Source organism: Synechococcus sp. NOUM97013 (assembly GCF_014279815.1).
Lineage (GTDB): Bacteria > Cyanobacteriota > Cyanobacteriia > PCC-6307 > Cyanobiaceae > Synechococcus_C.
Map to the genome: position 1 here is coordinate 1,223,884 of NZ_CP047941.1, position 25,801 is coordinate 1,249,684.

The following is a 25,801-nucleotide window of genomic DNA, read 5'->3' on the forward strand; positions in this document are numbered from 1 at the left end:
GGCGTTCTCCTGTGGCCCCTTGCTCAAGGGTGGGATCTTAACGACACCCTTCCCAGCTCACCTCATTGATTGCCACCTGAAATCGGCGGTTTGTTTGATGCGTTAGCCATTCCGGTTCCACCGACCCGTGTTCTGATCGCTTTTGGGAATTCGCCATGACCCTCAATATCGATGCGGTGGACGTGCTGGTGTGGGGAGGAGGGACTGGAGGCGTCGCTGCGGCACTCCAGGCAGCACGTGGAGGGGCATCCACCCTTCTATTAACCCCCGGCGCCTGGTTGGGGGGGATGGTCAGTGCCGCTGGTGTGTGTTGTCCGGATGGAAACGAACTCACGCCCTGGCAGACGGGACTTTGGGGAGCATTCCTTCGCGAGCTGGAACGCCGTGAACCGGAAGGTCTTGATCACAACTGGGTGAGTTGCTTCGGCTACCGACCGACGACCGCTGAATGCGTTCTGCAGGATTGGGTGCGCAGTGAACCACGCCTGCAGTGGTGGTCTGGTTGTTCGTTGAAGGAGGTGGAGCGCCAGGGAGCACGAATTCATGCGGTTCAGGTGGCTGTTGAGAACCACCTCCAACGGATTGCTTGTCAGGTTGTGATCGATGGCAGTGATCGCGGTGATCTCCTGCCTCTGGCGGGTGCGGCCTATCGCTTCGGCTGGGAAGCCCAGGAGCAGTGGGACGAACCCAGCGCGCCAACACTGCAGAGACTGCAATCAGACCCTTTCTTCATCAACCAGCCCGTTCAGTCGCCCACCTGGGTGGTGATGGGGCAGCTTCAAAGCGACCCCTTGGCGTGGCCGGACCAAGGCTTCACCGCTGGTCACTCGTCTGGGCGATTGCCAGCTCCCTTTGAACTGGCCTGTTCAGCCTTTGGTTTGACCAAGACCCTGACCTACGGGCGTCTGCCCTCAGGGTTGGTGATGCTCAATTGGCCCTTGCATGGCAATGACTGGCATCAGGATCTGGGCCGTGCCTATGCCAGTGATGCACAGGCTGAGGCGTCATTGTTCCGCGACATGCAGGACCACAGTCTTCAGTTCGCCGCAGCTCTGAAAGACGCCACTGACGGTCGACTGTCGTTGGCGCATGCCTTTCCGAGCGAATCTGGTTGTCCCTCTCCCTGGTTGGCTCCGATGCCCTACTGGCGTGAGGGCCGGCGCATGGTGGGCCAAAGCACGGTGATCGAACAGCACCTGCTACCGCAGGACAGCCAACGCATGGTTGCGATGCCACCCGCGGATGATTCGGGGACGCTGCAAACCATTGCCATCGGGAATTACGCCAATGATCACCACTATCCAGGAGAGGACTGGCCATTGGCTCCCAAAAGTTGTCGATGGGGCGGCCGCTGGACCGGGACACCTTTTTCCATTCCCTATGGCGCTCTCGTGAGTGCAGACATCGACAATCTGCTTGCAGCAGACAAGGCCTTCAGCACCAGCCATATGGCCAATGGTGCAACGCGACTGCAACCATTGATTTTGAATGTCGGTCAAGCTGCAGGCATGGCAGCAGCTCTCGCCGTAGAGACGGCGACTCAGCCATCGGCGTTGTCTGTCCGCGATCTGCAGATGCGCCTGATCAACGATGCCCATGCTCCTTCAGCTGCAGTTCCTCTCTGGGACACGCCTTGGCATCACTCGCAATGGCGTCAACGCCAGATTCGAGCGCTGGACTCCGATGCGCTTGAGCCAGCATCAGCTCAAACCCATCGCGCGGGTGCCGTCAGGCAAGGGTGGATCCACCGGGATGATCAGGGTGGTTTCCGGTTTGAGCAGACGGGGCTGCAAGCCCTTCCCTTGATCACCCTTGAGCCGGCTGTTCACGCCAGACTCGAGCAGATCGAAGCATCGCAGTCAGTGACGCTTCACGGTGTCCATAACCCCTGGGGACCCTGGCTTCGGGTCACCAGCCTTGACTGATCACGCTCAGGCTTCTCTGGCGACGAGTTGGAGTTGATCGCGTTGTGAGTCAACGTGGTGGACTGTTAATGCCAACGCGTCTCCAGGGTTAGACCCTTGTGGACATTCGGCAGCCAGATCCATGGCGAGAGCCTCGATGCGGACTAACCCCAGACGATCCTGCGGTCTCAGCCAGCGCAGAAAATCGGCGCTCCAGCTCTGATCCTGGTGCTGTTCGAACCAGATCTGTTGCCAGTGGCGCTGGTCTTCCCTGGCAATGGAGATCCCTTCGCGAACGGCTCCGTCGAACTGCTCCAGCAGTGCTTGAAGATCTTCTTCGGAACGGGGTTCCAGGCCATCGAGCACAGCGGCGATCTGCCGTTGCACCACGAGATCGCCATAGCGGCGGATGGGTGAGGTGGCCTGCGCGTAGGCCGGTAACCCGAGGCTGAAATGGGCCGCAGGTTGGGTTCCCATCAGTCCTCGGCTGAGACCGCGTTTGATCGCTGCAAAACGCACGGCGCCTTCCGGGAGATCTTCGAGTTGGGCCGGTGAGGGCAGATCTCCAGGTAACTGACTGCGGTAAGGGAGCGCCAGGTCATGATCCAGACCAAATTGAGCCGCGACAGCTCCCGCCAGGATCATCGCTTCAGCCACCATCGAACGGGCGGGTCCCGGCTCGGTGATCTGCACGCTCAATGCCTCATCACGGCAGCGAATGCGTCCCTCTGGAAGATCCATCACCAAAGCTCCTTGCGACACACGCCACTGCCGCCGCCGTTCCAGCAAGGCATGCAGGTCCGCCAGATCGGCTTCTTCCGGCGGCGCAAAATCGATCAGCTCGTCTGCATCCTCATAAGTGAGTCGATAGCGCGGCTTCACCCAGCTTCTTTGGATGCCGTAATTCGCGATGTCACCGTGATCATCGAGTTCAACCCAGGTGCTCCAGGCAGGATTGCGTTGACCGGCAAGAAGGCTGAACGGTCCTGTGGAGAGTTCCGAGGGAAACATGGGAAGAATTCCCCTCGAGAGATACAGGCTGCTGCCACGTCGGCGAGCTTCCTGATCCAACAGTGAGTCTTCGTCAATCAGCCGGCCAGGGTCGGCAATGTGGATCCAAAGACGTTGGGAGCCGTCGTCCCGACGTTCCAGTGCGACCGCATCATCAATGTCGCGTGTCTCGGCATCATCAATCGTGAAGCTGGCTTGCCCTGTGAGATCAAGACGCTTGTCATCACCGGGTCGGGGGCTCTCATGGTCTGCCATGAGCAGTTCCACCTGTTGGACCAGCGCGTCGCTGAAACCGTTGCTCCAGGTGGTGCCGCCCATCGCGGAGATCTGATGAGGATCCCACTGATCGAGGTCGATCAGAAGAGCGCGCAGTTCATGGCGTTCTGGCAGCACGCGGGCTGACTTCAGCGTCTGAACCAGCTGATCGTTCAAGTCTTGGGGCTCTCTTTCACCGGCCACAACGCTTTGAAGTTCCTTAATCCAGCGCTGATGGCCCGGATCCAGAGCACTGAACATCAAGGGGTTTCGAGACTTCAGCTGGTCAATCCATTGCCGGCTTCGCTGCGCTTCAAGCGACTGTTTTCGCCGCTCGCCCCGTCTTTGCTTGATCTCACTGCCTGGCCGGGCCTGGACCATGCCCTGCTTCCAACGAAACAAATCCTGCTCAGTTTTCAGCGCGAGCCAGCACGCCGCGCGCTGGATTGGCTGGTCAGAACCACAGGCGAGCTCAGCGAAGCCGGCAAGATCAATCGTCTCAGCTGATTCTGAGAGTAAGACCCATAATTGGCCCCATTCGCGACGATTGGGACTGAATTTGTTGAGGTCGTTGAGATCAAAAGACCAAGGAGAAACCCCCAGGCGAGTGGGTTCCTCGGAACCACTCATCTGGGGGTGAATGAGCTCAACCTGTCGAGAAGGAACAACCTGTTCCTTGGCTTTGAAGCCGACTCGCAGACGCCGTTTGCTGCCTTGAAGGGCAACAACAACAGCAAGCTGAGCAGATTTAGCGTCGCTGATGCCGACCAGATCTCCCGGTTTGCAGTCAGCGTTGGCCAGAAATCAACCCTCGGGATTCACGAAGGGAAGAAGAGCCACAATGCGAGCTCGCTTCACAGCATTGGTGAGATCGCGTTGCTGCTTAGCGGTAAGTCCGGTAAGACGACGTGGAAGAATCTTGCCGCGCTCAGTGATGAACTTCTTGAGCAGATCCACATCCTTGTAATCGATGGGATCGCCAGGCTTGATCGGCGAAAGACGCTTCTTGAAGAAAGAGCTGGACATGGAAGATCAGGAACGGTGGGAAGACGAAAAGGCCTGCAAGATCACTTGATCTCCTTGTGGAGAGTCATCTTGTTGCAGTGGGGACAGAACTTTTTGATCTCCAGCCGTTCGGTGGTGTTCCGGCGGTTCTTCTCGGTCGTGTAACGGGACACGCCGGGGGAACGCTTGGCGGGATTGGACCGGCATTCGGTGCACTCGAGAGTGATCACGATCCGGACGCCCTTGTTCTTGGCCATAAAGGACGTTGCGCCGCAGGTGCGAAGCGAAGTGACAAACATCCACCTTACAGGTCCACCTCACCACCAATTCCTTTCACCCGGGTGGATGGGAGTTCGTAGGATCACGCGCCGAGTTCCACCTCCCGATGCGGGTTTCTCTCTCCTGGCTACAGGATCTTGTGCAGGTGAATGAACCCGCTGATGAGCTGGGTGAACGGCTGTCGATGGCCGGTTTCGAAGTCGAGGAACTCGACGATCTTTCGAGCCTGGCGCAGGGTGTCGTGGTCGGTCACGTCCTGGAACGTGAAAAGCATCCCAATGCCGACAAGCTGAGTGTCTGCAAAGTGAATGTCGGTGCAGGCGAGCCGTTGCAGATTGTCTGTGGTGCCAGAAATGTGCGTGCAGGGATTCATGTTCCTGTCGCCACTGTGGGTGCTGTACTCCCGGCGGTGAATCTCACCATCAAGGCGGGTGAGCTCCGCGGCGTCAGTAGTGAGGGAATGATCTGCTCCCTGTCTGAACTTGGACAGAGCAGCGATGTGGATGGGATTGCCATCCTCGAGGATCTGGCCAACGACCTGCCAGCACCTGGTTCACCCATTGCTCCTGTGCTCGGTCTCGATGACACGGTGCTGGAGCTTGCAATCACGGCGAATCGTCCGGATGGTCTCTCCATGACAGGGATCGCCAGGGAAGTGGCGGCCTTAACGGGAGCTGCTCTCTCCCTGCCGGAAGCGAAGGCTCCCCAGCCGATCGAATCCCTTCAACCTGACGCCGCGTCGGCGGTAGCGATGACATCCGGAGGGATCTATGCCCTCACGGAAGTTCAGGGCGTTGATGGTTCAGCGCGCTCTCCTCAGTGGCTGCAGCAGCGACTGCAACGGGGAGGGGTCAAGCCCGTCAATGCCGTGGTGGACATCACCAACCTGGTGATGCTTGAGCAGGGTCAGCCGCTGCATGCATTCGATGCCGACGCTCTGGAATCTCTCTGCGGTCAAGGCATCCAGGCCTCTGACTTTGGGTTGCGACAGGCCCACAGGGATGAACTGTTCACAGGTCTCGATGGCCGCGAAATCAAGCTCGACGAACGCGTGCAGGTGGTGACCTGTCGCGATCGTGCTGTGGCCGTCGCGGGTGTGATGGGCAGTACTGAGAGTGGTGTGACCGACAGCACCAAGCGCATCTGGCTGGAATCTGCACTGTTCACGCCCACATCGGTGCGTAACAGCAGTCGTGCCACCGGGCAACGAACAGACGCCAGCACCCGTTACGAGAAAGGTCTGCCCCGGGAGGTCACCTTGTTGGCCGCCGGTCGGGCTCTGTCGTTGTTGGCTGAGATGCAGGGAGCGCAGGTCGGAACGTGCTGGCAATGTGCTGCCGAGCAGGGGCCGGAACCGATCGTGACGCTGCGGAGGAGTGCACTGCACCGCCTGCTGGGTCCTTTGGCGGCGACGGACGAGACGAACCCTGCCGTTGATCTTTCTGACGACCAAGTCGAAGCCTGTCTGTCTGCTCTCGGCTGTGCACTGACCCCCTGCGAAGAGGGATGGGCGGTGGTTGTACCTCCGTCCAGGCGGATGGATCTCCTGCGCGAGGTGGACCTGATTGAAGAGGTGGCCCGGCTCGTGGGCTTTGATCGATTCCAGTCCCACCTGCCGGATCCCATCCGACCAGGTCATCTCACCTTGACGCAGCAGGCGGAACGTCGCCTGCGTCAGCGCTTCTCCGCCATTGGTCTTCAGGAGATCACCACGCTGTCACTCACCAGTGCTGATGAGACAGATCCCAATCGCATCGGGATCAGCAACCCGTTGCTCGCGGAGACCAGCCACCTGCGCACCTCGCTCTGGCAGGAGCATCTCCAGGTCTGTCGACGCAATCTGCAGGCATCACAACCGGGTTGCTGGCTGTTTGAAATCGGCCATGTGTTTCGCCCCGAAGGAGAGTCGATTGCTCAGGACTCGCGACTCAGCGGTGTCATCTGCGGAGAGCGACGCCTGTCCCGTTGGCAGACGAGCGGCAAGCCACAACCGCTGAGTTACCACCAGGCCCGCGGTGTTCTGGCATCAGTGCTGGCGTCCCTGGGGATTGACGTGCAAGACAAGCGACTGAGCGACGATCAGCGCTTGCACCCCGGTCGTGCCGCCAGCCTTGTCGTGGAGGGGCGCCCACTGGGATGTTTTGGGCAACTCCATCCAGCGCTGTGTGAGAGCGAGCAGTTGCCTGCTGAGACCTACCTGTTTGATCTGGATCTGGCGCGCTTGCTGGCTGCAGCAACGCGCAGCAACCGTTGGAGCCCTCAATTCAAGGCCTACTCCACGCTGCCTGCTTCAGAACGCGATTTGGCCATGGTGGTGCCGCGCAGTCTCGCTTCAGGTGATCTGCTGCAGGCCATCCGCAAAGCGGGCAAGCCTTTGCTGGAATCCGTGGAACTGATCGATCGCTTCGAAGGCGGTCAACTCAGTGAAGATCAATGCAGCCAGGCATTCCGTCTGCGCTATCGCGGCAAAGACAGCACACTCACCGATGAGCAGATTCAACCGGTGCATGACAAGGTGCGCCAAGCCCTGGTCAAGCAATTCCAGGTTGAGCTGCGCAGTTGATGGTCTCCATGAACACCAGACATTCCAAATGGGATGTCTGGGGGAAGAAGTCGATTGGCTGGATCGCTTCGATTCTGTAGGGACCCTGATCACCGGCTAAATCATGGAGATCCCTTGCCAGGGTTGCGGGATCGCAACTGAGATAGGCCATCCGCTTGGGTGGTTGCTGGAGGATCATTGCCAACACGTCGGGGCTCAAACCCTTGCGAGGAGGGTCCACCACCAATGCGTCGTGGTGTGGAAGCAGCTGTTGTAGATGCTGGACCACGTCTCCATCCATGAATTCCGTGTTGTGCAGATTGTTTCTTGATGCATTGCGCTGGGCATGACGAACGGAGGCCGAACTGAGCTCCAACCCGGTCACGCTGTGGCCTTGAGCAGCCATCGGCAGCGCAATCGTTCCAATTCCGCAGTAAGCATCAATCACGTTCAAGTATTCCCCTGATCTGGAGAGCCAGTCACAAATCAACTCCACTGCTCGTTCAGCACGGGCTGTGTTCACCTGAAAAAAAGTGGTGGTTCCCAGTTCGAGCTTGAGTCCGCAGAACTGTTCGTCAATCGCATCTTTCCCCTGCAGACAGACGGTTGTTTCACCAAGCACGGTGTTGGAGCGACGGGGTTGCAGGTTGAGGGTCACGCCTTTCACCTGGGGCCAACGTTTCATCCATCGCTCACTTAAGGCATCGATTCCAGGCAAAACTTCTGTCGCTGAGACCAGAGAAATCAAGACTTCACCGGTGCGGACGCCAATCCGAAGCCCGAGATGGCGGAGTCCCGCTTCGCCCCGGAAATCAGAATCGATGACCCAGCTAGTGGATTCCAGATCCGACTTGATCTCCGGAATCAAGGCATCCAGCCTTGGATCGAGAACCGGACAATGGTTGAGGTTGACGATGCGATGACTGCCGCGTCGGTAATACCCAAGTCGAAGTTTGCTGTCCTCCATCAAGAGAGGAATTAGTGCACGATTGCGGTAGCCCAGCGATTCAGCTTCAGGGCTGATCAGAGGGCTGAAGTTGGCACTGAGCTTGCCAATCCTGGTGAGTGTGTTGTGAAGACGCTCTTGTTTCCAAGCGTTCTGCCCATCCACGGAGAGATGTTGAAGGGAACAGCCACCGCATTTGTGGGCGAGAATGCAAGGAGGCCGACGCGCATCGGGCGACGGCTTGAGCGTTTCCAGGCGACGGGCCAACCACATTCGCCGTTGGCGTTGCTGGATCTGGACCTTGGCCTCTTCCCCTGGAAGCAGTTCCGGGACAGTGATGATCCAGCCATTCCAGCGTGCGAGTCCGCGCCCTTGCTGGTCCAGGTCTTCGCCGAGCACCGTGATGATGAGGCCCGGATGTGGCGTGTCCTTGATCGCTGTCATTGCAATGGCGTAACACCCCACGGCACCCAGCCATGACAGGGGTTGAAGCGCTTTAAACTCTCCACAGCATGCCAGCCGTCATGAGCGTTGTAAGGGATCTGATCCTCCAGGCCGATGACGACCTGCGTTACCCCAGCAGTGGTGAGCTGCGCTCCATGGTGGAGTACCTCAGCCAGGGATCTGTGCGCCTGTCGGTCGTGAAGATCCTCACCGACAGCGAAAAGAAGATCATTGATGAATCGGCCAAGCAGCTGTTCAGCTTGCGTCCGGAATATGTGGCTCCGGGCGGTAACGCTTACGGCCAGAAACAACGGGCCCAGTGCCTGCGGGATTACAGCTGGTACCTGCGCTTGGTGACCTACGGCGTTCTCGCTGGAAGCACCGAGATGATTGAACAGATTGGTCTGATCGGTGCCCGTGAGATGTACAACAGCCTTGGTGTTCCGATGCCGGGCATGGTGGATGCGATGCGTTGCATGCGTGAAGCAGCGCTGGTCCTCCTCTCTGAAGAGCAGAAATCCATTGCTGCTCCCTATTTCGACTATCTGATTCAGGGCATGCAGACCAGCACCTGATTGGTTTTTGCCCAAGATTGCACTGGCCCTGCTTGAAGGGCCTTTTGTTGGCTTACATGTCTCACCTAAGACGCAATATCAGTCTCAACTTGCGTCTCTTATTGGTTGCGTTGCTCCTGTTTGGATAGATTCAGTGATCTACTGTCTTGCGAGGGCGGGCAGGCCCTTTTCTGTTCTTTCGCTGTTGTCGACGCATCGCGGCATCTGTGGTCACGCAGCAGAGGCCGCCGACTTAAGTCGCAAGCGTCTTACTTGGTAAGCGTGATGGGTCTCTTGCAGTGTCTCGCGTGAGAACATTGGTTTTTGCGCAGGCGGTTCAAAGTGCTGCTGTGACGCTGTTGGTCAAAGTTGGAAGACTTTGGCTTCTCATTGATGTTGTTGTCGTTCGCCTCTGCCGAAAGTCGCATTGAGCGATGTCCAGAGTTTGCGTCACTGTGTCAACAGCAGAGACGCAAACAAAAGAAGTGCCTCGAAGACTGGCTTTTGATCAGGTCCTAACCTTCTTGGACATGGACAGAGCACGTCTGGACACTGCTTTGACGCCTCTGCTTGTAGTTCTGTCGACTGCGCATCGATCCATGGAGCGATCGCGAAACACCATATTCAGGTTTTTCCAGCCTTGTCAGTGTCAGGACTCAGTGCTCGCTCCATGCAAATGAAACCATTGAAAAATTCGATTTTGATGCAAACAGGACAAGTGCTTCGTTGGGCCAGTCTCTGCAAGTGATCATTCAGAAGTCCTGGATCAGCCGTCAATGAGACTGTCTCATTATTCTGCTATGAGACCATTGCTTGGTCTTAGGTCATGTCGCGCTCTGGACGACTGACACGGCTTTTTTCGTGTTTCTTGGGTCTTTGTTGGTCGTGAGTCGATGCTGGATCGCCAGCTTTTTAAACCCATTCGCTTTGTTGAACGGTGGCGCTCAGTGCGTTGCTTGTGATCAATGCTCAATGTCTCGTTGGTTATGCATGAGACGCAATATGTGTCTCATGTCACGACTTGCCTAGGATTAATTGGATGCTTCTTTTTGTCTGTAAAGCTCCTTCAGCATCTGGTACGCCTCGTTCAATCGACGCATCGCTTCGGTGGAACCACCTGAGTCAGGATGCACCTCGATTGCTTTGCGTTTGTACGCATCGCGAATGGAGCGAAGCGTGAGCGATTGACCTGCCTGGGTTGGTAGATCCAGTTGCTTCAAGGCTCCATGCAGGGTCATCGTCGACTCCAGCGTCTCGAATGAGGTCACTTTGCGACTCCGTTTGAAACGACTCACAAAGCGACGAATGAGCGTTGGGATTCGATCGGGGACGGATCCGCTTGCGAACGGATCTTCCAAGACAGCTGCGGCCACGATCACCTGTTCGAATCGTGGCGATGGAACCATCCATTCGGGGCAGTACTGCTGCATGGAGTGATTCACCTGACTCCAAGTGAAGGTTCGTCCTTCGCTGCCATCGATATGAGGCCAGATGTCACGGGCCATCCAAAGCATCACCGCTTCCATCACGGTGGCTCCTGGGGCTGAGCCATAGAGATTGATCCAGTGATTCAGGGCCACCTCAAACCATTGCTGCAGTTCTGATTCGCGGACCACCGGTACAACAGGAATTTCTGTGCTGGCTTGAGGGGGAGTGCTGAGACTCTCGCGAATGGCACTGCTGCGCTTGCGCACAAAACCGGGAAGATCAATGCCACCGCTAGCGACCGATGAACGCTTAGGAGGATCATTGAGATTGGGCTCTGACCAGTTGGAATCGTTTGCTGTTACGGGGTCAATGGCGCCGTTGGACCCCACCAGCACAATCGCTCGGTCTTCGTCATATTGAGGATGAATGGGTTGTGCTTCTGCAGAACCAATCGGTGATGCTGCTGTTGTGTTGTCACCAAGGGAAGTGTCCCTGTTCTCCTTCCTCTCGGGCGGTGCCAGATGCTCAGTCTCGGCAGCTGAAAGCACCTGGTCTTCATCGTCCGGCTGAAAAATCTCTTCGAGAAGGCGGCGTAAGCACTCACCTCTGGATCGAATTTTCCAATCCTTGCGAAGGCAGTCGATCTGATCGACAAGCTCTTCCGGCAATTCCAGGCTGATGCGTTTGCCGCTCATGAACGCGCGCTTACCAAATCCACAAACAACCGGTCATTGGCCCTGCAGGCGACGCAGCCACTCCTGCTGAGCGCGGATGGCTTCACGGTATCGCTGCTCCAACGAAGTGTTCACCCTCTGGGGCATGATCATTGCCGGTGGCATCAATGATGAGCCTCCGGCTCGCGGTGACACGATCATTGGGGGCTGCACCGGTTGTGTGGCGGGTTCGGCCTGTGGTGCTGGCGTGGTGGTTGGCTCAACACGCAGATTGACCGCTGGAGGTGCCTGCTGGGGAGTCACCGTTCGGGTCTTGGCTTCGCTTTCAGCCTTGCGCGCTGCCTCCAGCATCTGTTCGCGTTGACGAAGCATCGCCAGTTGCGTCACGGGCACAACACTGAGCAAATGTCCCGGCGTGGCATCTGCTGGATACACAAGACTGACTTTGACAGGATTAATCGACCCTTTTTTGAGATTTAGATCAGAAATTGAGAGGCTTTGTCCCGAACGCATCCCGACATGAACCTCCTTGTATCCCTCATCCGTTTGGATACCGATGGACCCACGGAATGCTGTGAAGGGTGAGCGTCCTGTGGCAACTGGATGACTGAGCACCAACTCATGGGCACCATCTCCAGAAAGATTCATTTCTACATCAAATCTCACTCCATAAGTACCAACATTATTGACTGCTGAATCAATCATCCGTGTGCTGAGTTGATTCACCTGGATATCTCGTGTCCCGAAATGATGTTTGCGTGTGCTGGTTAAAGGCACATGCAACGGTCCTTGTCCTAGATCATGTTGGATGACTGCTTCATATTGATCACCGAGTGCAACACCTGCCACTCGCGAGAACACTTTTCCTGTTTCGATTTCTCGTATGCGATTCAAATAGATTCGGCCTGGAGCTAATCGACCTCGATCGAGAACGGCGATAAGTTCATGTTCCTGTTGCGTTTCTTCAGCAGCTACAACAGCCATATGGAAAGGACCATTGCTCGTTCCACGCAGCAATCCATTCATGATTCCCCTGGCTGGGAGAACCGTGCTGACAATGACTTTACGGCTATTGGGTGGAATGACAATCTCTTTGGACAGCTTGCGGTCAAGCTCACCTCGCAGAATCTGAACGGCTGTTGCATCTCCAGGGCCAGTATTCCAAGGCCTGGGGCCTAAGGGTTTGACACCCATCAATTTGTTGGGGTGATAAGGAGCCTCAAAGCTGTTCTTTACAGAACCTTCTGTGAACGTCAGGGTGACTGGTTTTGATCCTGGATTAATCGCGATTGCAGCAACCGTCAGCAGGCCACGATCTCTTCTTCCACCCAGTTTGCTTGAATCTTGAGGATAGTATTTATGGTGCATATGCACACCAAATGCACCGTTGAAGGTGAACGTTGCATTGTTGAGAGGCTGGTTATTTTCGGATGCGATTCCGCTGCCTGGTGCGGTGTTCACCAGGATTCCCGGTCCCTTCACAATCTCCGGCTGATTGGAGTGCAGAACGGGAATGTTGTTGAAGTTTCCATTGAGCGCTCTCGCGCTTTGACCCGCCATCAGAGGCACGTAGGCATACGCCGGACGCATCAAGGCAGTCCCGGCTGTCGCGAGAGAGACGCCTGCCAGGACCAGTGCTGGGAAATTTTGAGACATTTGCGACCAGCCAGGGCGCCCTAAGGGGCTCAAGTTCCAAACTTAATCGTCAGATGAAAAACCGCCAAGTCGGGATCAAAGGCACACCTGCAGCTGTCTTCTCGCCAGGATGGTGCCCCTTGAGACTTCGAAGTCATGTTCCCTCCTTTTGCCTGTGTTCCCTGCGCTGACGGAGACTGGGAACGTCATCACAAAGACAGGAAACTGCGGATGCTCCGCTTTTGGCGCGATGGTCTGGAGCGTCAGATCGCAGCTGTGTCAGCAGCGATCTCAACCTTGGAGCAACAGATCGAGCGTGATCAACCTGGCCAGGGTTGAGTTCTGAGCTCGTGTCTCAAGCTGTTGAGACCCCTTTTCAGTCGCCGCTGAACCGTCATGGCGCTCACACCGATGCAGCGTCCGGCTTGTCTGAGACTCTGCCCTTTCAGAATCACATGAGTGACTGCCTGACGTTCCGGCCTGTCCAGGTCGGCAAGGGCAGTCATTACTTCCATGCTGTGTTCAAGCTGCTCGTGCTCTGTTCCCACGGGTTCCATTGACTGCAGATGATCCAGGTCATTGGTGATCAACGATCGGCGTTGCTTTGCCGCGTTCATTAAGGCGGATTCATCTGACTCAACTGCCTGATCCCGACGGGGAATGCGCACCAGGGCCGCACCATCTCTGAGGTAGTGCAGGATTGCTCCTCGAATGTGGGGTTTTGCAAATGCTGCAAACGGCACCGACCTGTTGGGTTCAAAGCGTTCCGCAGCTCGCAGAAGACCGAGTAAGCCCACTTGTCTGAGGTCCTCCTGATCCTGTCCGCTGTTCGCGGAGTAATACCTCGCAACGGGGTCAACGATGCTCAGGTGTTGTTCAACCCTGGCGTTGCGGCTTTTGTTCATTGTGTCCATTGGTCTGTCGATTCAGAACTCCTCAAAGGGGGTGTCCTCTCAGACAGTCACCGTTCACACCTGAATGTCATCGGTGGGATCACCAAGAGCTGGGACAACCTGACGGAGCAGTGCTTCGGCACCGTTGTGCTGGATCCAGTTCTGATCGGATTGTTCGGTGGCCAAGAGATACCCCGCAAATCCGAGAGCATTGATGCTGAATCCGTTGGCCTGTTCGCATCGCCGCCGGATCAAAGCCATCCAGGATCGCGTCAGTAAGAGGTTGTAGGGCGCCTGTGGGAGCTCACAGGACTCTTTGTTCCCCAACCTCAATGCATTGGCCAGGTGGCGATACAGCGCGTGCAGTTCCCGGGCTTCGTCATGTGGATCCATGCAGCTTGGTCGCCTGGCGATCATGCAGCTGCGTGTGAGTGGGTCATTGTTCAGGTCCCGCTTGGCTGACCTGGCATCAAGCAGTCGCTCGAACCATTCGACACGTGGACAACTGCGTGCATCGGACTCTCTAGGCAGCAATTGAAGGTGCCGATGCGGTTGACTCGCGCCAGCCAAGGGTCCGCTGTTCAGAAACCAAAGGCCTGTGCTGTCGTTGTCCACGCTGACCAGAGCCCGCCAGTCCTTGAGCGTGAGCCAGTCCACCTGGGAAGCCCACTCCCGCGTGATCAAGAGCATGTGCCCTGTTTGGACGGGATATTTGTTGAGGATCAGAACGTGATCGTTGCCAACGTTGTCAATCGCCAGCTCGGGATCCCAGGGGCGAAATGGATTGATCTTGGGACCTTCGCTGCGGTGATGTTTGGGCAATCGATCGTTCAACTCCCGCAGTTCAAATTGGTCTGCGTTGGGTCCCTGGATCTCGACTCTTGAGGTGCTCAGTGGCACCAAGGCTTGCTGCCTCAGAGCCTGTTCCGATCGCTCCAAGGCTTTTTTCCAGTAGATCTGATCAGCCATCCCGACGGATCCTCGCAAGCGTCGCGCCGTTGTAATACCTGTCAAGAATTTGGTTGTACGTCAGTCCCTGTTGCGCCAGCTTCTGTGCACCGTGCTGACTCATGCTCGCTCCGAGATGACTGTGGGCTTCATCCACGATGGCCTGCGTGGCTGCATACAGCGATTCCACCAATCCACCTTGATGACTCAACACCAGCCCTCTGGTGGCCTCTGTGGCCTTGCGTGTCTGCGCGGTTGAACTGGCCTGTCCTGCGTAGGCCTGCCAACGGGTCGTATCACCAAGGTTCCAATCCGAGCTGGCAGGACGGATCAGATGCACTAAGCCGTAGGAGCGGGCAGCAACGGCTTGCGCTTTCAGGGCCTCTTCATTCCAGGCACTAGGCATTTCGGCACCCACCACGGAGGAGACATAGCGCTCCATGTTGATCTCATTTACTGCAATCCAGCCTTGTCCCCGGTTGAACAGATGGATGATCCCCTGATAGGTCCGCCCGTTCACTTTGACGGTTCCCTCAGGTGTTCCGCAGCGCACTCGCGTTCTTGAGACTGCTGTCAGCAGGCTTTTGAGACTTGCTGGTGCCACCGGCTCTCCTGCCATCGTGCTGCAGGTGGATAGACCCTGTGGCTGAACGACACGAATAGGTTGCTGACTCAGCAAAGCAACCCGCAGGAGTGGATCGATCGTGGTGTCGTCTGGCGCGACTGCAGTGGCCTGGTTTGGTTCTTGTTCGCCCGCTTGATCGGTGGAGTGTTGCGGAAAGCGACTTGCGCTGTGATCGCCTTCAAGCAGGGCACTGAGTAGCGCCTCGGTCTCCGATGTCGTTGAACTGGAGAACCCTCCCGTGAGCGAAGCGACCGTTGCCGCAGTGCTCACACTCGCGATCAGCGTTAGCAACAGTGGTCGGAGAAGACGCATATCCGCTGCAGCGGCGTTGGAATCATGCCTCAACTGAGCTCAGCTGGCTGGCAAGGACGCGCACTCGTTGTGGGTGGTGGGGGGATCGGACGTGCTGTTCGTCAGCATTTGGCAGAGCGGTGTCCCGATCTCGATGTGTCCCTGGCCACGCGCTGCCCAGCGACCCATGACGAGTGGCTTCTCGATCTGGAGTCCGATGACAGCCTCGCAGCGCTCACGGAACGTCTCTGTGACGCCTCACAGCCTTTACGTTTGCTGTTCAACGCCACGGGTCGTTTGCATGGCCCCTCGATCCAACCTGAAAAACGGTTGAAGCAGGTTCAGTCGGCCGCGTTGATCGAGTCGTTCCGGATCAACGCAGCAGCTCCGCTTCTGCTTGCGAAAGCTGTTGAGCCGGCTCTGGATCGAAGCCAACCCTTCCATTTCGCAAGCCTGAGTGCTCGTGTCGGGAGCATCGGCGACAACCGTAGTGGTGGTTGGTACGCCTACCGCAGCGCAAAGGCTGCACAGAACATGATGCTTCGTTGCCTGAGTTTGGAATGGGCACGACGGTTTCCTTTGGCAACTGTGACGCTGCTGCATCCCGGAACCACCGACACCAACTTGTCCAAACCGTTTCAAAGCTTTGTGCCCAAGGAGCAGCTGTTCACTCCTGAACGCGCTGCCGGTCATCTGATTGATGTGCTGCTCGCGCAGGCTCCTGAGCACACCGGCCGGTTTCTGGCCTGGGACGGTCAGGTCATCCCCTGGTAAGCGCAGGCTTTCAACAACTCCAGAGGAATCACATCCGTTGCACTGAACGCTGTGGCTTCAAGCCTCACGGGTGGGGCCATCCCATCGTCGTGGGCCTGTTTCCAACGTGGAGCGCAGACGCACCAGTGATCGCCGGGTCGAAGCCCTGGGAATGAAAAGGCCGGCACCGGCGTACTGAGATCGTTGCCCTGGGCTTTGCTGTAGCTGAGAAAGCTTTCGGTCATCACACAGCAGACGCTGTGTTGTCCGAGATCTGCAACATCTGAGCGACAGAAGCCATCGCGGAACCATCCGGTCATCGGTTCACAGCTGCAGAGCTCGAGAGGGGAGCCAAGAACGTTCAGATCGCTGTTCTGGTCAGCATTCTGGGCAGATGACTCGGAGCTCATGATGAAGCAGAAACCCCCAGGAGTCTGCCGAAGGAGTGGCACATTGCGCGACAAGGTGGTTGACGGATCCCGGGGGCTAGGCGTTAAAGGTCAATCAGTCATGCCTCCTCGATGGATTGGGAGTTCACTGAAGACGCGGCGTTCCTCGCCCTCTGCGATGCCTTCCGCGAGAGCGGAGAGTCCTCGGCCATTGAGTTCTTGGCCAACGGGGAAGGCGCATTCCATTTCCAGGATCTTGCGCAAAATGCGGCAGGGGAAGGAATTGACCTGAGCGAGTCAAGTGCTCTTGAGGAGTTTCAGCAAGAAGTGATCGACACGATGGAGAAGCTCTGCCAAGACTGATCGGCAGAGCTCCATCCAATTCGCGGCTCGGGTCAGCCGTAGAAGAAGCTGATTTCCTTGTCTTTCAGACCCTCCCAGCCTGCAGCGATCAGTCGCCCATTCAGGGTGTCCTGATCGAAATGCTTCGCGCCTGTGCGAACCACGCGATTGCGCATCGATTTGCGCACACCGCTGCGTTTGCGCTGGCCCTCGAGATCCATCACCTCCCGGTAAAGCATCAGCATCTCTGCGGGCAGCGCAGAACCGTCGAGATCGATGCCGGCAGCAATGGCCTTGTCGATGGCGTCAGGCCCACTCAGATCCATGGTGGTTGAACAGTTGATGGCCGCAGCAGTCTGCAGCAGCCACCTCACTGGGTCGGGACCGATGTATCAGGCACTGAAGTAGCGAGCTGTGCTGTGCAGGGCCACTAGGGCAGTGGTGCTCTGCTCCGGATGGAGCTGGTCGCTTTCATCCATGCTGAGTCCGATCCGCTCGGCGCCCAGCCAAAGCAGCTGTTGACGCGAATCGGAAACATTGGGGCACGCCGGATAACCAAAGGAATAACGACTGCCCCTGTAACGCTGGGCCAGAACATCGCGCAGTGGCATTCCCTGAGCGTCCGCAAAGCCGCATTCACGGCGGATGCGGGCATGGGTCCATTCGGCCAGTGCTTCGGCCATCTGAACCGCTAATCCATGGAAGTAGAGGTAATCGCTGTAGGAATCGGCTTCGAACAGGCGCTGAGCAAATAGCGAGGCCTGCTCACCCATGGTCACCGCCTGCATGGGGAGCACGTCAGTGGGGCGTCCGTTGTCGAGATCGCGATAGAAATCCGCGATGCAATATCTGTTTCCGCTTCGTTGGCGGGGAAGTGCGAAGCGTCCGAGCTCACGGGAACCTTCCGGATTGAAGACCACCACCTCATTGCCATCGCGACCGCAGGGGAAATAGCCGTAGGCCACTGCCGGGTGCAGCAGTTGTTCTTCGACCGATCGCTTCAGCCACTGTTGGAGCACCGGCTCTGCCTTGGCCTCCAGGTCAGCCTCATAGGCTTCGCGCGATTGGCCTTTGGCCTTGCGCATCTGCCACTGCCCTGCAAACAGAGCCTGCCGATCGAGATAAGCGATCACCTCTTCGAGGGGAATCTCAGATTCACCCTGCAAAACTTTTGACCCCAGGAAGACCGGCTGAACAGCCACCTCCTCTGGAACTGTGGCTGAGCGCTCGCTACTGAACGGTTCTGATGCAGCTGCTTCGTCTTGATCGGTTTCACTGCTGCTGGCAGACGGTGACGCGGCGCTGTCGTCTTCGCCATTAGTTTCACCGCCGAGGGAGATGCCGTCGGGTGTGCCGTTCTTGAACCCCTGGATGTTGTCCCAACTGTCGGACTGTTGTGCATCCACGTAGGCATCCATGAACCGGAGGTCAGTGAAGGCATCGCGGCCGTAAATCACTTTTCCGTCATAGACCTCACTGCAGTCTTTATTGACAAATCGAGGAGTTAAAGCAGCTCCTCCAAGAATCACAGGAACGTTGATGCCGGCGTCATTAAATGCCGATAAATTATCTTTCATGAAAGCTGTTGATTTCACCAAAAGGCCGCTCATAGCGATGCAGTCAGCCTGATGCTCTTGTTGTGCAGCAATAATGGCGCCAACGTCCTGCTTGATCCCGAGATTGATCACCTCATAGCCGTTATTGGTGAGGATAATATCAACAAGATTTTTGCCGATGTCGTGAACATCCCCCTTGACAGTGGCAATTAGGAATTTTGCTTTCGCAGATCGTTCCCCTTCAGATTTCTCCATGTGGGGTTCAAGAAAAGCCACAGCGGCTTTCATTGTTTCTGCCGACTGCAAAACGAAAGGAAGCTGCATTTGGCCTGAGCCAAACAGTTCTCCAACCACCTTCATGCCATCGAGAAGGTAGGTGTTGACAATTTGAAGAGGTTTGTAGTGACCCAGTCCCTCGGTGAGGGCATCCTCAAGGCCAATCCGTTCTCCATCAATAATGTGTTGCTTCAGGCGCTCTTCCACCGGCAGGTCGGCCAGCGATGGTCCAGAGGACCGTGCGTCCTTGGTTGAGACACCTTCAAACAGCTTTGTGAGCTCTGTCAGTGGATCGTAAGAGCACACATCACCATCAAAGCGCCGGGCATCATTGATGAGATCCCGGCAAACCTGCTGATGAGCTTCATCGATCTTGATCAGGGGAAGAATCTTGGCCGGTGAGACAATCGCTGCGTCCATTCCTGCTTCGCAGCAGTCGTGGAGGAACACTGAATTGAGTGTGATGCGTGCCGCAGGGGAAAGGCCAAAGCTCACATTGGACACACCAAGAACCACATGCACGCCTGGCAGTTCATTGCGGATTCTGCGAATGGATTCAATGGTTTCGATGCCGTTGCGGCGGTCTTCCTCAATGCCTGTTGAGATTGGTAATGCCAGAGGGTCATAGAAAATTTCCCTGGCGGGGATACCAAACTCCACAGCGTCGCGGTAGGCACGCTTGGCGATCGCAACTTTCTTCTCGGCCGTTCTCGCCATGCCATCTTCATCGATGGTGCCGATGACGACGCCAGCACCGTATCGACGTGCGATTTCTAAAACTTTGAAAAATCGTTCATCGCCATCTTCATAGTTGGTGGAGTTGAGAATGCACTTTCCACCAGCAACTTTCAGACCTGCTTCCATTTTTTGCCACTCCGTGGAGTCAAGCATCAGAGGAAGATTCACGTTGGTGACCACCCGGCTCACCAATGCGTGCATGTCTTTTTCACCATCGCGGCCGACATAGTCAACGTTGACATCGAGGACGTGGGCATTTTCCTTGACCTGTCCTCGCGCGACAGCCACAAGTCCGTCCCAGTCCTCTTCGTTAAGCAACTCACGAACTTTTTTCGATCCGCTGGCGTTCAGCCGTTCTCCAATGATCAGGAATGAATTGTCCTGAAGATAAGGAGTGGCACCGTAGATCGAGGATGCGGCTGGCTCGTAGCTGAATTTTTGGCGTTCAAGATGATGCTTTCTCACATCTCTATGCGCCGGCGTCAATTCGGTGGAGATCTCTGAAAGCGATTGGATGTGGGCAGGGGTGGTGCCACAGCATCCACCGATTACCTGCACGCCCAGATCTTGCACGAAGTGCATCAACTGCATCTTCAGCTCGATCGGCGTGAGTCGGTAGTGCGCCACCCCGCCGATGTTTTCCGGCAGTCCTGCATTGGGGATGCAACTCACCACAAAGGGTGAATGTTCCGACAGATATTTGATGTGCTCCTTCATCTGCTCCGGTCCCGTGGCGCAGTTCAGACCGAGAACGTCAATCGGGAACGGTTCCAGGATGGAGACAACCGCTGCAATGTCGGAACCCACCAGCATCGTGCCGGTGGTTTCCATCGTCACAGAGACCATCAGGGGTCGACGTTCACCACTGGCTTCAAATGCATCCTCGACGCCCTGCAGCGCCGCCTTGATCTGAAGAACGTCCTGACAGGTCTCAATGATGAACAGATCTACGTCGCCAGCAAGCAGTCCGGCGGCCTGATCGCGGAATGACGCGCGCAGGGTGTCGAAATCGATGTGTCCCAGCGTCGGCAGCTTGGTCGTCGGCCCCATGGACCCTGCGACGAAACGCGGTTTGTCAGCCGTGCTGTATTCATCGGCCAACTCCCGGGCCAGTTCCGCGGCCCGCTTGTTCAAGGCGTAGGCGTGCTCTTCGAGGCCGTACTCCGCCAGCACTACCGATGCTGCACCAAAGGTGTCCGTTTCGATCACATCGCAGCCAGCATCGAGGAACTGTCGATGCACCGCCTGCACTGCATCAGGCTTGGTGATCACCAGATTTTCGTTGCAACCCTCCAGGGCTTCTCCACCAAAATCATCGGCACTGAGGTCCAACTGCTGCAGGGAGGTGCCCGTAGCTCCGTCGAACACCAGCACCGGTCGACTTGGGTCGTGAAGTCGCGTCAGGAAGCGGGAGGACTCGGTGATGGTGTTGTTCTGGACTGCCTGCATCACCACGCTTTAGATCCCACCATCCTAGGAACCGTCGGTGCTCAAGCTCGTGGACTAAGGCCTTCCTGGATGGTGTGAGGCCCCCTCAGCCGTCCAACTCAATTCGGGTCACCCAATGGGCGAATTGCTCGTCCCGGCCCTCGGTAATGGCCACCAGCTTGGTTCTCAGCGCCTCCATTAATGGACGACGGTCCGAGAGCACGGTGGATTCCAGTTGGCGGATCGGACTGATCTTGGCCGCTGTGCCGGTGAGAAAGACCTCATCCGCGATGAACAACTCGGTTTTGTCGACAGGACGTTCGATCACTTCGATGCCCATGGTCTTGGCTAGCTCGATCACGCTGGCTCGCGTGATGCCCTCAAGGATGTCCTGATCCACACCGGGAGTGATCAGCTTTCCATCGCGCACGATGAACAGGTTCATGCCGCTGGCTTCACTCACCTTGCCCCGGGTGTTCATCAGCAAGGCCTCATCGAAGCCGCTGGCAACCGCTTCAGTTTTGGCCAGTGAGCTGGTGATGTAGGCACCACTGATCTTTCCGCGCAATGGCAAGGAACGATCCTCCTGTCGTGTCCAACTGCTGATGCGGCAGCTCACCCCCTCGGGTGAGAGGTAATCCCCGAGCTCCAATCCATAAATCAGAAAATCGGTCTCGATGTTGTGGAGCCTCGGGGCGATGCCGAGATCACTGGTGTAAACGAACGGACGTAGATAAATCGGTGTGGTCGGCTTGTTGGCTCGCAGCATGGCCGTGAGGGCCTCCATCACGGTCTCTTCCGTGAGCTCCGCCATCAGCAGACGGGCGCTCTGTGACAGGCGCCGGGCATGCCGATCGGCTCGGAATAGCAGCATCCCTCCGGGCTTTCTTGGATCAGGAATGGCGCGCATTCCACCAAAGGCTCCAGTTCCGTAATGGAGGGCATGGGTCGCCACTGAGACCTTGGCGTCCTCGAACGGAACGCAGCGTCCCTGGAACCAGGCGTATGGGAGGAACTGATGCATCGCAGTGGATCCGTTGACCAGATCTTCTCACCCGTCAGTTCCCCATCGCTGTCTGCTCTGGAGAATGGAGGGATGCATCGCCTCAGCAGCCTCCCAGGAGCCGACACCGACGGGCCCATCGCCTTTGTGGAACAACCGAGTGCGTCGGTGATGTTTCTCACCAGCGCCAGTTCCGACATCTCTGCTCTGGCAAGGGTTCTGGATGATGCCAGCGACGGTCGCTGGGTCGATGCGATCAGAGCCTTACCCCTGGATGCGCTCACCCATCAAGCACAAATTGATCACTACTTGTCGGAATGCACTCAGGCCACCCAATTGATCGTGGTGCGACTGCTGGGTGGTCGAGGTCACTGGTCCTATGGACTGGAGCAGTGTCGTCTTTGGCAGCAAGCCTCCCCCAATCGTCATTTGCTCGTTCTGGCCGGCACCACTGACCAGGAGCGGGATCTGCATGCACTTGGCAGTGTCCCCTTGCCCCTGGCTCGTTCCATGGCATGCCTGTTGCGCGAGGGTGGTGCGGAGAATCTGCGCAGCTGGCTGAAGGGAGTCGACTGGGTCCTCAGTTCGCGGTCACCCGATTCCGCGGCTGCTGATGGCAATACATCTGATGGTCCCGATCTGCGAGTGATTGCATCACCGGATCCTGATCCGTTTGATTGGCGCGATGAACCCGGCCCCCGTGTGGGCGTTCTGCTCTATCGCGCTCATCGTCAGTCTGCGGATGTTCAGTGGTGTGAAGCCCTGCTCTCATCGCTGCGCCATCGCGGCCTGGCACCACGGGCCCTCTGGGTGAGCAGCCTTCGTGATGCGGCGGTTCAGGAGGCCGTTCAGCGGCTCTATCGACAGCAGTCGGTGGAGGTGGTGATCACGGCCACATCATTCGCCTCGGTTCAGTTTTCCGAAGCTGGTTTCGGCGCGCCGCTCTGGGATCAACTGGATCGTCCTGTGTTGCAGATGCTCAGTTCCGGACGACCACGCGATCGCTGGCTGAATTCATTTCAGGGCCTCGATCCGGTTGACCTGTCCCTTCAGGTGGTGCTCCCTGAGCTCGATGGGCGAGTCACCACACGCATTGGCGCTTTTCGTGAGGTGGACCATGCCGACCCACAGCTGTGCACAGCTGTGAAACGGCTGGAGCCAGATCCAGATGGCCTGGCCTGGATTGCCGATCACGTCAGGGCCTGGAGTGAGCTCAGATCCACCCCGGTTCAGGAGCGTCGACTCGGGCTTGTGCTGGCCAATTACCCACTTCGTAACGGACGCCTGGCCAACGGCGTCGGTTTGGACACCCCGGCGAGTTGTTTAAACATCCTGCGCTGGCTCAAGCACGCCGGCTTCAACCTCGGGCCGCGATCGCTGCCCGAGAACTCCGACGCGCTGATGGCGCTTCTTCTCGCCGGCCGGACCAATGACCCTGAAAGTGATCACAGACCTCCGCTGACCCATCTACCACTGGAGGACTATCTGGTGTGGTGGAACGGCTTGCCTGAAGCGGCGAGGGTGCCGATCCAAGCCCGTTGGGGTGCTCCGGAGTCAGCCGAGGATCTGGAACCGAAGGGATTTGCCATTCATGGCGTCGCTTTCGGGCACGTGGTGGTTTTAGTGCAGCCCAGTCGGGGTTACGACCCGGATCAACTCAGTGATCTGCATTCCCCGGATCTCCCACCACCGCATCGCTATCTCGCGCAGTACCTCTGGCTTCGCCAGAAGCACCATTGCCAGCTGATGGTGCATGTGGGCAAACACGGTAGTGCTGAGTGGCTTCCTGGCAAATCCATCGGCTTGAGTTCGGCCTGTGCGCCTGCCCTGGCTTTGGGATCCATTCCCAATGTCTATCCCTTCATCGTCAATGATCCAGGCGAGGGGTCTCAGGCCAAGCGACGCGGTCAGGCGGTGATCGTCGATCACCTCACACCACCGTTGGGACGTGCGGGACTGCACGGAGATTTGCTGGCGCTGGAAACACTGCTCGATGAGTACATCGAAGCGCGTCAGCTGGGTGCATCCCGTTGTGAACTGCTGGAATGCCAGCTCGTGGAGTTGTTAAGGCGGCTGGAGTGGCCATCGTTGGCAGAACAACGACCTGACGCTGATCAGCAAGCGGATTTCGCGTCACTGCTTGAGCAGGTGGAGACCTACCTCTGCGAACTCAAGGAAGCCCAGATCCGCACGGGTCTGCACCGTCTTGGAGAAGCAGTCGAGTCATCAAAACTGGCTGAACTGTTGTTGGCCATTGCACGCTCGCCGGCAACGGATCGCCCTGGGCTTACCCAGTGGATGGCGTCGCATCTTGGTCTTCGCTGCGATCCATGGTGTGACGAGGACGGCAAGCGTCTCGAACCGGAGGACGTTCGCCTCCTGGAGCGCTACGGCTGTGCATCCCCGCGTCGTTTGAGCGATGCCGTCGCGTGGATCGAGGTGCAGGCCACGGAACTTCTTTTGCTGATCACGCAGGGCATGGATGGCGCAGACGGTGTGGATTCCTCATCACTGCTCCCCTGTTTCCGTGAACAACTCCAATCCAGTCCTTTGCCGGAGCCTCTGCAGTTCATCAAGGCTGATCTCTGGCCCCGTCTTACGGCCTGCGCACAACGGGAACGGGATGCAGTGCTTGCGGCTGCCAACGGTCAGCGGATACCGGCTGGTCCATCGGGTGCGCCCACCCGTGGACGAGACGATGTGCTCCCGACAGGCCGCAATTTTTACTCTGTGGATCTGCGTGGCCTGCCCACGGAAGCCGCCTGGGATCTTGGTCGGCGCAGCGCGGAGCAATTGATCGAGCTGTACGAGCTGGAGGAAGGCGAACCGCTTCGTCACCTTGCCCTGTCCGTCTGGGGAACAGCCACCATGCGCAACGGTGGCGAAGACATTGCCCAGATGTTCGCTCTGCTTGGCGTCCGACCGGTCTGGGATGGTCCGACCCGACGCATGGTGGATCTGGAGGTGATTCCGGTTTCGCTGCTTGATCGTCCGCGCGTGGATGTGACCCTGCGCATGTCAGGCCTGTTCCGTGACGCCTTTCCCCAGTTGCTGGGGTGGGTGGACCGCGCACTGGAGATGGTGGCAGCATTGGATGAATCTGACCAGGACAATCCCCTGGCCGGCCTGACCCGTGTTGAGGGTCCTCAGTCCCGGTTGTTTGGCTCAGCCCCAGGTGCCTACGGGGCAGGCCTCCAGGCTTTGATCGATTCCGGCCAGTGGGAGCAGCGCGATGACCTGGGAGAGGCTTACGTGGCGTGGAGTGCCTGGCGCTACGACGGCACTGCTAATGCCCATCGTGATCGCGATGGCTTGGAATCGGCCCTGAAATCCGTACAGGTGGTTCTGCACAACCAGGACAACCGTGAGCACGACCTGCTCGACTCCGACGATTACTACCAGTTTCAGGGAGGTCTATCGGCTGCTGTGTCCAAGGTCAGCGGTCAAACGCCCAGCCTGATGTTTGCAGATCATTCCCGTCGGGAACGGTTACGCATCCATGCATTGGACCGAGAGATCGACAAGGTGGTGCGCAGCCGCTTGCTCAACCCCCGTTGGATTGAGGGCATGAAACAACACGGTTACAAGGGTGCGTTTGAGATGGGGGCCAGCCTGGATTATCTGTTCGCCTACGACGCCACCACAGGAGCAGTGCCCGACTGGTGCTACGAACAGATTGCTGAGCGCTGGCTCTTGAATCCAGACGTTCGGGCCTTTCTGCTCAACTGCAACCCCTGGGTGCTGAGGGATATGGCAGAGCGCTGTCTCGAAGCCTCAACACGCCAGCTTTGGAGTGACGCCGATCCAACCCAGCTCGATGCGATCCGCACAGTGCTGTTGGAATCAGAACGCGCCGTTGAAGCCGGGGGCTTGAACGGATAA

At 57.5% G+C, this 25,801-nt stretch carries 21 protein-coding genes; 8 read left to right on the forward strand and 13 right to left on the reverse strand.

Annotation, left to right across the window (positions count from 1 at the left end):
• The first annotated feature begins 155 nt into the window (after positions 1–155).
• The gene (locus SynNOUM97013_RS06450) at positions 156–1,925 is read left to right on the forward strand and encodes an FAD-dependent oxidoreductase (protein WP_186481272.1); all 1,770 of its coding nucleotides are present in this window, start codon (positions 156–158) and stop codon (positions 1,923–1,925) included.
• 6 nt (positions 1,926–1,931) lie between these two features.
• Here the strand turns inward: SynNOUM97013_RS06450 and SynNOUM97013_RS06455 are convergent, their stop codons facing one another.
• Positions 1,932–3,347 (reverse strand): ribonuclease catalytic domain-containing protein, encoded by a 1,416-nt coding sequence (locus SynNOUM97013_RS06455; protein WP_370586457.1) that lies wholly within the window; start codon positions 3,345–3,347, stop codon positions 1,932–1,934.
• Positions 3,348–3,350: 3 nt separating this feature from the next.
• On the opposite strand from SynNOUM97013_RS06455, the gene SynNOUM97013_RS13855 reads away from it, so the two are divergent.
• Complete coding sequence (locus tag SynNOUM97013_RS13855; protein ID WP_370586458.1) at positions 3,351–3,677, forward strand: hypothetical protein; 327 nt, start codon at positions 3,351–3,353, stop codon at positions 3,675–3,677.
• A 297-nt stretch (positions 3,678–3,974) separates the two neighbouring features.
• On the opposite strand, the gene rpsR is transcribed toward SynNOUM97013_RS13855, so the two are convergent.
• Together rpsR and rpmG are read right to left on the reverse strand one after the other, a co-directional pair.
• Positions 3,975–4,196, reverse strand: a complete 222-nt coding sequence (gene rpsR, locus SynNOUM97013_RS06460) for a 30S ribosomal protein S18 (protein WP_006041316.1) — start codon at positions 4,194–4,196, stop codon at positions 3,975–3,977.
• 41 nt (positions 4,197–4,237) lie between these two features.
• Positions 4,238–4,432, reverse strand: a complete 195-nt coding sequence (gene rpmG / locus SynNOUM97013_RS06465) for a 50S ribosomal protein L33 (RefSeq protein ID WP_186468802.1) — start codon at positions 4,430–4,432, stop codon at positions 4,238–4,240.
• A 128-nt stretch (positions 4,433–4,560) separates the two neighbouring features.
• Here rpmG and pheT point away from each other — a divergent pair, with 128 nt between their 5' ends.
• The gene (pheT, locus tag SynNOUM97013_RS06470) at positions 4,561–7,017 is read left to right on the forward strand and encodes a phenylalanine--tRNA ligase subunit beta (RefSeq protein ID WP_186481273.1); all 2,457 of its coding nucleotides are present in this window, start codon (positions 4,561–4,563) and stop codon (positions 7,015–7,017) included.
• Here the strand turns inward: pheT and rlmD are convergent.
• Positions 6,986–8,386, reverse strand: a complete 1,401-nt coding sequence (gene rlmD, locus SynNOUM97013_RS06475; protein WP_186481274.1) for a 23S rRNA (uracil(1939)-C(5))-methyltransferase RlmD — start codon at positions 8,384–8,386, stop codon at positions 6,986–6,988. The genes pheT and rlmD overlap by 32 nt on opposite strands.
• An 80-nt stretch (positions 8,387–8,466) precedes the next feature.
• Between rlmD and SynNOUM97013_RS06480 the strand changes: the two genes are divergently transcribed.
• Positions 8,467–8,961 carry an allophycocyanin subunit alpha-B gene (locus SynNOUM97013_RS06480; RefSeq protein ID WP_186481483.1) on the forward strand — a complete coding sequence of 165 codons (495 nt, stop codon included), beginning with the start codon at positions 8,467–8,469 and terminating at the stop codon, positions 8,959–8,961.
• 1,010 nt (positions 8,962–9,971) lie between these two features.
• Here SynNOUM97013_RS06480 and SynNOUM97013_RS06485 read toward each other — a convergent pair.
• Together SynNOUM97013_RS06485 and SynNOUM97013_RS06490 are read right to left on the reverse strand one after the other, a co-directional pair.
• On the reverse strand, positions 9,972–11,063 hold the full coding sequence (locus SynNOUM97013_RS06485; protein WP_186481275.1) for a ribbon-helix-helix protein, CopG family: 1,092 nt from the start codon (positions 11,061–11,063) through the stop codon (positions 9,972–9,974).
• Between the two features lie 33 nt (positions 11,064–11,096).
• Positions 11,097–12,632: a DUF3370 family protein gene (locus SynNOUM97013_RS06490; protein WP_186481276.1), complete on the reverse strand. Its 1,536-nt coding sequence runs from the start codon at positions 12,630–12,632 to the stop codon at positions 11,097–11,099.
• 201 nt (positions 12,633–12,833) lie between these two features.
• Here SynNOUM97013_RS06490 and SynNOUM97013_RS06495 point away from each other — a divergent pair, with 201 nt between their 5' ends.
• Entirely contained in the window at positions 12,834–13,016 is a 183-nt protein-coding gene (locus SynNOUM97013_RS06495; RefSeq protein WP_186481277.1) for a hypothetical protein, read from the forward strand.
• On the opposite strand, the gene SynNOUM97013_RS06500 is transcribed toward SynNOUM97013_RS06495, so the two are convergent.
• From SynNOUM97013_RS06500 to SynNOUM97013_RS06510, 3 genes are read right to left on the reverse strand one after another with little or no spacing between them, the layout of a single operon-like run.
• Positions 12,998–13,591, reverse strand: coding sequence for a sigma-70 family RNA polymerase sigma factor (locus SynNOUM97013_RS06500; RefSeq protein ID WP_186481278.1), 594 nt, complete (start codon positions 13,589–13,591; stop codon positions 12,998–13,000). The genes SynNOUM97013_RS06495 and SynNOUM97013_RS06500 overlap by 19 nt on opposite strands.
• A gap of 54 nt (positions 13,592–13,645) precedes the next feature.
• Complete coding sequence (locus tag SynNOUM97013_RS06505; protein WP_186481279.1) at positions 13,646–14,539, reverse strand: ATP adenylyltransferase; 894 nt, start codon at positions 14,537–14,539, stop codon at positions 13,646–13,648.
• A complete protein-coding gene (locus SynNOUM97013_RS06510) occupies positions 14,532–15,455 on the reverse strand; it encodes a SpoIID/LytB domain-containing protein (protein ID WP_186481280.1) in 924 nt (307 codons plus the stop codon). Before SynNOUM97013_RS06510 ends, SynNOUM97013_RS06505 begins: the two co-directional genes overlap by 8 nt.
• Before the next feature lie 24 nt (positions 15,456–15,479).
• On the opposite strand from SynNOUM97013_RS06510, the gene SynNOUM97013_RS06515 reads away from it, so the two are divergent.
• On the forward strand, positions 15,480–16,208 hold the full coding sequence (locus tag SynNOUM97013_RS06515) for an SDR family NAD(P)-dependent oxidoreductase (protein WP_186481281.1): 729 nt from the start codon (positions 15,480–15,482) through the stop codon (positions 16,206–16,208).
• Here the strand turns inward: SynNOUM97013_RS06515 and SynNOUM97013_RS06520 are convergent.
• Positions 16,190–16,597 (reverse strand): DUF2237 family protein, encoded by a 408-nt coding sequence (locus tag SynNOUM97013_RS06520; RefSeq protein WP_186481282.1) that lies wholly within the window; start codon positions 16,595–16,597, stop codon positions 16,190–16,192. The genes SynNOUM97013_RS06515 and SynNOUM97013_RS06520 overlap by 19 nt on opposite strands.
• A 111-nt stretch (positions 16,598–16,708) precedes the next feature.
• Here SynNOUM97013_RS06520 and SynNOUM97013_RS06525 point away from each other — a divergent pair, with 111 nt between their 5' ends.
• A complete protein-coding gene (locus tag SynNOUM97013_RS06525; RefSeq protein WP_186481283.1) occupies positions 16,709–16,939 on the forward strand; it encodes a hypothetical protein in 231 nt (76 codons plus the stop codon).
• A 32-nt stretch (positions 16,940–16,971) separates the two neighbouring features.
• Here SynNOUM97013_RS06525 and SynNOUM97013_RS06530 read toward each other — a convergent pair whose 3' ends face one another.
• From SynNOUM97013_RS06530 to SynNOUM97013_RS06540, 3 genes are all read right to left on the reverse strand, one after another.
• Positions 16,972–17,244: a DUF4090 family protein gene (locus tag SynNOUM97013_RS06530; protein WP_186481284.1), complete on the reverse strand. Its 273-nt coding sequence runs from the start codon at positions 17,242–17,244 to the stop codon at positions 16,972–16,974.
• A 66-nt stretch (positions 17,245–17,310) separates the two neighbouring features.
• Entirely contained in the window at positions 17,311–20,937 is a 3,627-nt protein-coding gene (gene metH, locus SynNOUM97013_RS06535) for a methionine synthase (RefSeq protein ID WP_186481285.1), read from the reverse strand.
• 85 nt (positions 20,938–21,022) lie between these two features.
• On the reverse strand, positions 21,023–21,940 hold the full coding sequence (locus tag SynNOUM97013_RS06540) for a branched-chain amino acid transaminase (RefSeq protein ID WP_186481286.1): 918 nt from the start codon (positions 21,938–21,940) through the stop codon (positions 21,023–21,025).
• Positions 21,941–22,012: 72 nt separating this feature from the next.
• Between SynNOUM97013_RS06540 and cobN the strand changes: the two genes are divergently transcribed.
• A complete protein-coding gene (cobN, locus tag SynNOUM97013_RS06545) occupies positions 22,013–25,801 on the forward strand; it encodes a cobaltochelatase subunit CobN (RefSeq protein ID WP_186481484.1) in 3,789 nt (1,262 codons plus the stop codon).